The 7,830-nt window shown below is 72.0% G+C and carries 6 protein-coding genes and 2 pseudogenes; 2 read left to right on the forward strand and 6 right to left on the reverse strand.

Going from position 1 to position 7,830, the window contains the following annotated elements:
* The 5 genes and pseudogenes from ACFVX4_RS41055 to ACFVX4_RS41075 all read right to left on the reverse strand — a co-directional run.
* A pseudogene (locus tag ACFVX4_RS41055) lies at window positions 1–96 on the reverse strand (RNA polymerase-binding protein RbpA); the annotation flags it as partial.
* A 14-nt stretch (window positions 97–110) separates the two neighbouring features.
* Window positions 111–647 (reverse strand): annotated as a pseudogene (gene fxsA / locus ACFVX4_RS41060) (FxsA family membrane protein); the annotation flags it as partial.
* 98 nt (window positions 648–745) lie between these two features.
* A complete protein-coding gene (locus ACFVX4_RS41065) occupies window positions 746–1,513 on the reverse strand; it encodes a polyprenol monophosphomannose synthase (RefSeq protein WP_389988317.1) in 768 nt (255 codons plus the stop codon).
* Window positions 1,514–2,065: 552 nt separating this feature from the next.
* The gene (locus ACFVX4_RS41070) at window positions 2,066–3,712 is read right to left on the reverse strand and encodes an amidohydrolase (RefSeq protein WP_389988320.1); all 1,647 of its coding nucleotides are present in this window, start codon (window positions 3,710–3,712) and stop codon (window positions 2,066–2,068) included.
* 46 nt (window positions 3,713–3,758) lie between these two features.
* The gene (locus ACFVX4_RS41075) at window positions 3,759–4,199 is read right to left on the reverse strand and encodes an Lrp/AsnC family transcriptional regulator (RefSeq protein ID WP_072489340.1); all 441 of its coding nucleotides are present in this window, start codon (window positions 4,197–4,199) and stop codon (window positions 3,759–3,761) included.
* A 204-nt stretch (window positions 4,200–4,403) separates the two neighbouring features.
* Here ACFVX4_RS41075 and ACFVX4_RS41080 point away from each other — a divergent pair, with 204 nt between their 5' ends.
* Entirely contained in the window at window positions 4,404–4,811 is a 408-nt protein-coding gene (locus tag ACFVX4_RS41080) for a hypothetical protein (RefSeq protein WP_389988323.1), read from the forward strand.
* Between the two features lie 467 nt (window positions 4,812–5,278).
* On the opposite strand, the gene ACFVX4_RS41085 is transcribed toward ACFVX4_RS41080, so the two are convergent.
* The gene (locus tag ACFVX4_RS41085; protein WP_389988326.1) at window positions 5,279–6,451 is read right to left on the reverse strand and encodes an acyl-CoA dehydrogenase family protein; all 1,173 of its coding nucleotides are present in this window, start codon (window positions 6,449–6,451) and stop codon (window positions 5,279–5,281) included.
* A gap of 374 nt (window positions 6,452–6,825) precedes the next feature.
* On the opposite strand from ACFVX4_RS41085, the gene ACFVX4_RS41090 reads away from it, so the two are divergent.
* Window positions 6,826–7,830: glycoside hydrolase family 18 protein (locus ACFVX4_RS41090; protein ID WP_389988329.1), on the forward strand; the 1,005-nt coding region annotated here is incomplete at its 3' end.

The raw sequence follows: 7,830 nt of genomic DNA on the forward strand, positions 1-7,830 counted from the left end.
GAGCATGTCCCAGTGCGTGCGCGCAGGCTTGCCCTTCTTCTCCTCGGGGCCATCCCCGTCCACCAGGAGTGCCATGGCGCCGCACGCCTTGCACTTGCGCCCGGCTGTGCGCCGTCCTCGCGGATGACCTCACCCTGGACGACCTTTCCGTCCGGCCGGTGAATGCGGGCCTGCTGGAAGGCGTCGGAGAGGCTGCCGGGGCTCTCGGCACGCATCCGGCGCTCCAGCGACCGCTCCGCGTACCGGCCGAGCCACGAACGGACCGGCGGCACCAGCAGCAGGAGCCCCGCCACGTCCGAAACGATCCCGGGGATCATCAGCAGCAGCCCGCCGAGCATCAGGAAGCCGTTGCCCTTGCCGCCCGAGCCTGCGGCCGGTGGGGCGGCGGCGGCCCCGGGCTGCCCCGGCATCTGCTGGAGCGTCTGCGTGAGGTTGCGGAAGGCCCGGCGGCCGGCCCGCTTCATCACCGCGGCGCCGAGCACGATGCCCGCCACCAGGAGCAGCAGCACGGTGAACCCGCCCGCCACGTCGGCCACGACGGTGAGCAGCCAGATCTCCAGCACCGCCCAGGCGGCGACGGCGAGGGGGACGAAGGTACGGGCGCGAGAGCGCCTGGGGGCGGTCGGGGGCGGTGTGCCGGTCGTCATGGTCCCCAGTGTGCCCGTACGGGCGTCCGAACGGCACAAGGGGGTGATCATGGGCGGCGGACCCGATGCCCGCCGCCGGTGGCGGCGGGCGCGGCGGATCAGATCGCCTTGCGGCCCAGGGCCCGGTTCGTACGGGAGGTGACACCCCAGGAAGTGACCCGCCAGAGCGCCTCGACCAGGATGTCGCGGCTCATCTTCGAGTCACCGATCTCCCGGTCGACGAAGGTGATCGGCACCTCGACGACGTGATAGCCGGCTTCGACGGCCCGGCGGGCCAGGTCGACCTGGAAGCAGTAGCCCTGCGAGGCGACCTGGTCGAGGCCGATGCCGTCCAGGGTCTCGGCGCGGAAGGCCCGGTAGCCGCCTGTGACGTCCCTGGTCCGCAGCCCGAGGAGGAGCCGGGAGTACGTGCTGCCGCCGCGGGAGATCATTTCGCGGGACTTGGGCCAGTTGACCACGCGCCCGCCCGGCACCCAGCGGGAGCCGAGCACCAGGTCGGCGCCCTTGAGCGCGGTGAGCAGCCTGGGCAGTTCCTCGGGCTGGTGGGAGCCGTCGGCGTCCATCTCCACGAGCACGCCGTAGCCGTGCTCGGAGCCCCAGCGGAAGCCCGCGAGATAGGCCGCGCCCAGCCCTTCCTTGCCCTTGCGGTGCAGCACCTGGACCTGGCTGTCCCCGGCGGCGATCTCGTCGGCGACCTTGCCGGTGCCGTCCGGGCTGTTGTCGTCGGCGACCAGGATGTCGGCGTCCGGCACAGCGGCGCGCACCCGGCTGACGATCGGCTTGATGTTCTCGGCCTCGTTGTAGGTCGGAATGATCACCAGGATTCTGCCGAGCGGGCCGTACCGCCGCTGACCGCCGTCGTTCACTTACTGCCCCTTAAGTCCGTACGCAGGTGCACACCATATCCAGCGGGCGGTGGCCCCTCGCCGACGTGGTCGGACGGGGCCGGGCATCGCCGGGGACAGATGGACGGAAGTACGGACAGAAGCACGGGTACGCGCGCGCGGACGGGAACTACGGATGGGGGCCCAGCGCCCTTCGGGCCGACCTGGGACCCGCTGGCTGCGGGTCGACCTAGAGCCGTTGTCTACTGAACGTCCGGGCCCCACCCGGGTCGCACCGCCGTCCGGATGAAACCTTCCCTCGCCCCCGAGGCGCGGGCGCTGAACCTGGCTGTCAGTGGTGGTGCGCCGGTGCGGCACACCGCCCCATGACCCAGCGGCGTTCGACGACTGCGTGGAGGTTTACCGGTCGGACGTCCTGTGGTGGACTCGGCCGAACCTACCGGCCGGTGGGCGCGTTCTGTCAATAGCCGTCTGACCTGCAATATTTACGAAACTTGCCTGGTCAGTAGCGAAGATCCGCAGGTCGCGGCGGAACGGGGACCACAATCAGTGACGATACGAAATGTCCGGACGTCACTCGTTCGGCCGCGCATAGACCGTTTGTCCGAAGACCACGGTCCTCAGGCAGACCGGCAGTTCGGCACCCGGGGTGAGATCGGGCAGGCCGGGCGTTCCCGACCGGGGGTCGGTCGACCAGCGGGCGACCCGGTCGTCCGGGGCCTGGACCACCAGGTCAGCGGTGCGCCAGACCGCGTAGTCGGCCGGGGCGCCGGGCACCAGGGTCCCCGCGTCGTCGCGGCCGACGGCCCGCCAGCCGCCCCGGGTATGGGCGGTGAAGCCCGCCCGTACGGAGATCCGGTGCTCGGACGTGCGATGGAAGGCGGCGGCCCGTACGGTGCCCCACGGGTCGAGCGGGGTCACCGGGCTGTCGGAGCCGAAGGCCAGGGGCACACCGGCCCGCAGGAGCGCCGCGTACGGGTTGAGGGTCCTGGCCCGCTCGACGCCGAGCCGCTGCGCGTACATGCCCTCCTCGCCGCCCCAGGCCGCGTCGAAGGCGGGCTGGACGGAGGCGGTCAGACCCAGCTCCGCGAACGCGGCGACGGTCTCGGGGGTGAGCATCTCGGCATGCTCGACACGGTGCCGGGCACCCCGGATCCGGGGCAGGCCGAGCATCTCGGCGGCGGCCCGGACCCCGTCCACCACGGCGGAGACCGCCGCGTCCCCGATGGCGTGGAAGCCGGCCTGGAGCCCCGCCTCGGTGCACGCGGTGACGTGCGCGGCGATCTGCGCCGCGTCCAGATGGGCGGTGCCCGTGCGTCCGGCCGGACCGTCGGCGTACGGCTCGTGCAGGCAGGCGGTGTGCGAGCCGAGCGAGCCGTCCACGAAGAGGTCTCCGGCCGCTCCGACGGCGCCGAGCTCCCTGATTCGGCGGGCATCCTTCTCGTCGGCGACCTGCTCGGCCCAGTAGCCGAAGACCCGCGGTCCGCTCTCCGCGGCGGCGAGCTTCAGCAGTGCCGCGAAGTCCTCCTCGTCGGAGATGTCGGGGCCGCCGCACTCGTGGACGGTGCCGATGCCGAGCGACGCGGCGTGCCGCAGGGCGGCGCGCTGGGCGTCGGCACGCTGCCGCGGCGACACGGCGCCGTGGGCCGCGGAGCGGACCGCGTGGTGGGCGGCGCCGGTCAGCGGGGCGTCGGGGTGGTAGCCGGTCAGCCCGGTGACGCCCGGGACCAGGTCGAGCAGGGCGGTGGTGACGACCGCGGAGTGCACATCGATGCGGGGCAGGTAGACCGGTCGTCCGCCGGCCGCCGCGTCGAGTTCGCCGCGCGACGGGTGGCGACGCTCCGGCCAGCGCGTGGCGTCCCAGCCGTGGCCGAGGACGACCCGGTCCGCGGGGTGCGCGGCCACGTACGCGCGCAGCAGGCCGAGCGCCTCGTCGAGGGTCCGGGCGCCGGACAGGTCGAGGCCGGTGAGGGCCAGGCCGGTCGATGTGGTGTGGACGTGGGCGTCGGTGAACGCGGGGGTGACCAGCGCACCGTCGAGGTCGATCACCTCGTCGACGCCGCTCGCGAAGGCGTCGGCGGCCCCTTCGGAGCCCACCCAGGCGACATGGCCGCGTTCGACCACCATGGCGGTGGCGAAGGGGTCGGCGGGGCTGTGGACGTCTCCACCGCGCAGCAGCACGGTGCGGTGTTCGCTCTGGGGGGCGGTGCTCTCGGTCATGGGACCAGTCTCGCGCCTGCCCGGACCCGCGAGGTCCGCGACCCCCTCAGATCCTCGGCGGCCGGGCCTCGTACGGCGTGGACAGGACGACCGTGGTCCGGGTGGAGACACCGGCGAGCGAGCGGATCCGGGTGAGCAGGTGCTCCAGCTCCAGCGGCGTGGCGACGCGCACCTTGAGGATGTAGTTCTCGTCACCCGCGACGCTGTGACACGCCTCCAGCTCCGGGACGTCCGCGAGCCGCTCGGCGATGTCGTCCGGCGCGCTCGGGTCGAAGGGTTTCACCGAGATGAACGCGGTGAGCGGCAGGCCGACGGCCTCGGGGTCGACGACCGCGGCGTAGCCCCGGATCACCCCGCGCTGCTCCAGCCTGCGGACACGCTGATGAACGGCCGATGTGGACAGGCCCGTGGCCTTGCCCAGGTCGGTGTAGCTCATCCGCCCGTCCTTGACGAGCAACTCCACGATCTGTCGGTCCAGCTCCTCCATACGGATCAACCTATTGCCCCGGGTCCCTCCAGGCACAGCGGCAGGGGCTCCGGAAGGGGCACCTGCGGCGGGCATGTGACGAATGCCACAGGTTTACGGGTGGGTAGCCGACCACCTCGCGGTTACGGCGGATGCGCGACGGGAAGTGCTTGCTGTGGTCGAGGCCGTGTCGCCTGGTCGGCCCACCTGAGGGGGGAATTTCCCATGCAGAGCCTGAAGCTCACCGGACGTATCGAACCGGAACCCGTCGAGGACGCCGCTCCCGTCGAGAACACCGCTCCCGACGCGTACGACACCTTCGAGATGTACCGGGTGATCTGCCCGGACTGCGCGCAGCCGATCGCGCTGCTGGCGGACGAGGACGTACTGCCGGAGCACGCGCTGTGCCCGACGCCGTGGAATCCGTTCGTGCTGACCGTCTGCGCCGGTACGGGCCGCGCGGCGTCGCAGTCGCGGCCCGCCGACGATTCGCTCGACGCCCAGGAGCAGGAAACGGGCCTGCTGTTGACGCTCCCTCAGGGACTCGACTGGAGAATGCAGCCGTTCTCGCACGCCGGCGGCCCCGGCTCACGCCCGCTGCAGGTGCCGCGGATGCGGCGCGACGCCGCCTGACGGCAGCCCCCGCGTCCGCGCGGGACCGGCCCGGACACGTTTCCGGGCCCGCCCGGCACCTCTGCGCCGCACCACGACGGCCCGACCGGCGTGGTGCCCGTGGTGAGGACCGCCCGCCGCCCGGGGACGGGGCGAACGGGCTCTCTATTCGGCCGGACAGTGACCAGGGCCCGCCCCGCGCCGTTGGCCGGGCATGACCCTGCTGCAATCAACGGCCGGTCCCGGCCGCCGCCGCCTCGCCGCTCCCACCGCCGAAGAATCGGTTCCGCAGCCCGGTTCGCAGCCGGTGCCCCGGCCCGTGCCCCCGCGGTCGGCTCCGCGACCGGCGCCGCACTCCACCGATCCGCCCATCTACCGGGCCCTGCTGCGTCGTTGGGAGAGCGCGGACCGGACCCTGCCGGGCCGCCATGACCAGGAGTGGAACCGGATCATGGCGACGCCCGTGTGGTCGGACCGGCCGCTGCGGGTCAGCGCGTCTCAGGACCCGCGAGGTGGCGTGCGATGACCATCCGCTGGATCTGATTGGTGCCCTCGACGATCTGCAGCACCTTGGCCTCGCGCATCAGCCGCTCGACGGGGAAGTCGAGGGTGTAGCCGTATCCGCCGAGCACCTGGACGGCGTCGACGGTGACCCGCATGGCCGTGTCCGTGCAGAACAGCTTGGCCATGGCCGCCTGGCGCGAGAAGGGCTTGCCCTCGTCGCGGAGCCGGGCCGCCTCCAGGTAGAGCGCCCGGCCCGCCTCGATCTGGGTGGCCATGTCGGCGAGCATGAAGCGCAGCCCCTGGAAGTCCGCGATGGGGCGGCCGAACTGCTCCCGCCCGGTGGCGTAGCCGACGGCCTCGCTCAGGGCGGCCTGGGCGACGCCGATCGCGCAGGCGGCGATGCCGAGCCGCCCGGAGTCGAGTGCGGACAGGGCGATGGCGAAGCCCTGGCCCTCCTCGCCGATCCGGCGCGCGTCGGAGACCCGTACGCCGTCGAAGTTCAGCTGGGCGGTGGGCGAGCCCTTCATGCCCATCTTCTTCTCGGGGACGGCCGCGTCGAGCCCCTCGGCGTCGCCGGGGACCAGGAACGCGGTGATCCCGCGGGCGCCCTCGGCGCCGGTGCGGGCCAGGACCGTGTAGAAGTCCGCGATGCCGCCGTGGGTGATCCACGCCTTGGTGCCGGTGATGACCCAGTCGTCGCCGTCCCGTACGGCCTTCGTACGGAGCGAGGCGGCATCGGAGCCCGCGGCGGGCTCGGAGAGGCAGTAGGCGCCCAGCAGACCCCCTCCCAGCATCGCCGGGAGGTGTTCGGTCCGCTGCTCCTTGGTGCCGTATCCGGCGACCGCGTGACAGGCGAGGGAATGGACGCTGACACCGAGGCCGACGGTGAGCCGGGCGGCCGCGAGCTCTTCGAGGGCCTGGAGGTAGACCTCGTACGGCTGGTCGCCGCCGCCGTACGCGGAGTCGTAGGGCAGTCCCAGCAGTCCGGAGTCGGAGAGCAGGGTGAAGACTTCGCGCGGGAACCGGCCCGCTTCCTCCTCCTCCGCCGCCCGGGGCGCGATCTCTCGCTGGGCGATGTCGCGGACGAGCGCGACGAGTTGCCTGGACTCCTCGGTGGGCAGACGGCGTTCCACCAATTGCGGGGCACGGTCGGTCATGACGGCGCTCTCCTCCCTGTCGGGCGTTGCGACGGTCGCGCGCGCGGGGTGTGGGCGGCGCCGCCGGGGGCTTCCGGGCGCGACCCGGAAAAGCACTGCTGCCCAGCCGACGCCGGCCTCGTCGGATTACGAGAGCTGCCGGCCAGCGGCTGTGGCGGCTTGAGTATGCCCGATCGGACGATATCCGTCACGGGGTGACCGGGCGACTCGGCACCGGACGGAACGATCAGTGGGATTGGTCCGAACCATTGACCCGACTGGTCTAGTCCATCTACGGTTCCAACCAGAACGGTCTTTGCGCGTTCATGCCAAGTGCACGCGATGGCCGACTGCCTGCCCCCACAAGCAAGTTCCCTCCCCCACGAGGAGACAAGATGTTCGGACCGCATCGTCCCCGCGCCCGCTTCCGGGCGCTCGCCGCAGCCGCCTGTACCGCCGCCCTCGGCGCCGCCCTGCTGGGTGTCGCGGGCACCGCGTCGGCCGGCGCGACCTCCACCACCACGCGGGCAGCGGCCCCCGCGTCCGCCGACTCCGCCCCCACAGCGGCCGGCGACAAGGTGGTCGGATACTTCACCAACTGGGGTGTCTACCAGCGTAATTACCATGTCAGGAACATCGAGACCTCCGGCTCGGCCGACAAACTCACGCACATCAACTACGCCTTCGGCAACGTCACCGGCGGCAAGTGCGCGATCGGCGACTCGTACGCCGACTACGAGAAGGCGTACACGGCCGACCAGTCCGTCGACGGTGTGGCGGACACCTGGGACCAGGATCTGCGCGGCAACTTCAACCAGTTGCGCAAGCTGAAGAAGCTGCACCCGGACCTGAAGGTCATCTGGTCGTTCGGCGGCTGGACCTGGTCCGGCGGCTTCGGCGAGGCGGCGAAGAACCCGGCCGCGTTCGCCGAGTCCTGCTACAACCTGGTGGAGGACCCGCGTTGGGCCGATGTCTTCGACGGCATCGACATCGACTGGGAGTACCCCAACGCCTGCGGTCTGACCTGCGACACCAGCGGGCGCGAGGCCTACGGCAACCTGCTGGCGGCGCTGCGCACCAAGTTCGGGACGAGCAACCTGGTCACCTCGGCGATCTCCGCCGACGCCTCCGACGGCGGCAAGCTCGACGCGGTCGACTACGGCGGCGCGGCGAAGTACGTCGACTGGTACAACCCGATGACGTACGACTACTTCGGCGCCTGGGACGCGAAGGGGCCGACCGCCCCGCACTCCCCGCTCACCTCCTACGACGGCATCCCGAAGGACGGCTTCAACAGCGAGGCCACCATCGCCAAGCTGAAGGCCCAGGGCGTCCCCGCCGCCAAGCTGCTGCTCGGCATCGGCTTCTACGGCCGCGGCTGGACCGGCGTCACCCAGGAC

Source organism: Streptomyces sp. NPDC058240, assembly GCF_042882135.1.
In the GTDB taxonomy this organism is placed as follows: Bacteria; Actinomycetota; Actinomycetes; order Streptomycetales; family Streptomycetaceae; genus Streptomyces.